This is a genomic window from Chelatococcus albus (assembly GCF_030067675.1).
Lineage (GTDB): Bacteria > Pseudomonadota > Alphaproteobacteria > Rhizobiales > Beijerinckiaceae > Chelatococcus_A > Chelatococcus_A albus.
The window spans coordinates 1-1,444 of record NZ_JASJEV010000030.1 but is presented as its reverse complement, the minus strand read 5'-3'; the positions used below and the strand labels follow the sequence as shown (position 1 = coordinate 1,444).

Below are 1,444 nucleotides of genomic sequence, written 5' to 3'. Positions count from 1 at the left end.
GACTTCGGGGTTCGTGGGGAGATCATCAACGTGCGTCCGGGCCCGGTGGTGACCTTGTACGAGCTGGAGCCGGCGCCGGGGACGAAGTCGTCGCGGGTGATCTCGCTCGCCGACGACATCGCCCGCTCGATGAGCGCGGTGTCGGCGCGCGTCGCCGTCGTCTCCGGGCGCAACGCCATCGGCATCGAGCTGCCCAACGCCCGGCGCGAGACCGTCTACCTGCGCGAGCTCCTCGCCTCGCAGGACTTCGAGCAGACCAAGCTGAAGCTCGCGCTCTGCCTCGGCAAGACCATCGGCGGCGAGCCCGTCATCGCCGAGCTCGCGCGCATGCCCCACCTTCTCGTCGCCGGCACCACCGGCTCGGGCAAGTCGGTGGCCATCAACACCATGATCCTGTCCCTCCTCTACCGGCTGAAGCCCGAGGAGTGCCGCCTCATCATGGTCGACCCGAAGATGCTCGAGCTCTCCGTCTACGACGGCATCCCCCACCTCCTCACCCCCGTCGTCACCGACCCGAAGAAGGCCGTCGTGGCGCTCAAATGGGCCGTGCGCGAGATGGAGGAGCGCTACAAGAAGATGTCCAAGCTCGGCGTGCGCAACATCGACGGCTTCAACGCCCGCGTCGCCGAGGCCAGGATGAAGGGCGAGGTCATCGCCCGCACCGTGCAGACCGGCTTCGACCGCGACACCGGCGAGGCCGTCTACGAGGACGAGATCATGGATCTCGAGCCCCTGCCCTACATCGTCGTCATCGTCGACGAGATGGCCGACCTGATGATGGTCGCCGGCAAGGAGATCGAGGGCGCCATCCAGCGCCTCGCCCAGATGGCGCGCGCCGCCGGCATCCACGTCATCCTCGCCACCCAGCGCCCCTCCGTTGACGTCATCACCGGCACCATCAAGGCCAATTTCCCCACCCGCATCTCCTTCCAGGTGACGTCGAAGATCGACAGCCGCACCATCCTCGGCGAGCAGGGGGCCGAGCAGCTCCTCGGCCAGGGCGACATGCTCTACATGGCCGGCGGCGGGCGCATCATGCGCGTGCACGGCCCCTTCGTCTCCGACGCGGAGGTGGAGAAGATCGTGGCGCATCTGAAGGCCCAGGGCCGGCCGCAGTATCTCGACGCCGTCACCGCCGACGAGGAGGGCGGCGGGGCGGAGGCGGACGCCGGCGCCGTCTTCGACAGCTCGGCCTTCGGCGCCCCCGGCGGCGACCTCTACGACCAGGCGGTCGCCATCGTCCTGCGCGACAGGAAGGCCTCCACCTCCTACATCCAGCGCCGCCTGCAGATCGGCTACAACCGCGCCGCCTCGCTCATGGAGCGCATGGAGCGCGAGGGTATCGTCGGCCCCGCCAACCACGCCGGCAAACGCGACATCCTCCTCGAAACCAGCAGCCACAACGGCGACGACGAGGAATGAGGGGGCAGGAAAAGCGGGCCGC

General features: G+C 68.8%; 1 protein-coding gene. It reads left to right on the top strand.

What is annotated here, in order from left to right; all coding sequences use genetic code 11:
• A partial coding sequence (locus tag QNA08_RS18900) for a DNA translocase FtsK (protein ID WP_283742281.1) occupies nt 1-1,422 on the top strand: 1,422 nt, incomplete at its 5' end.
• Nucleotides 1,423-1,444 lie beyond the last annotated feature (22 nt).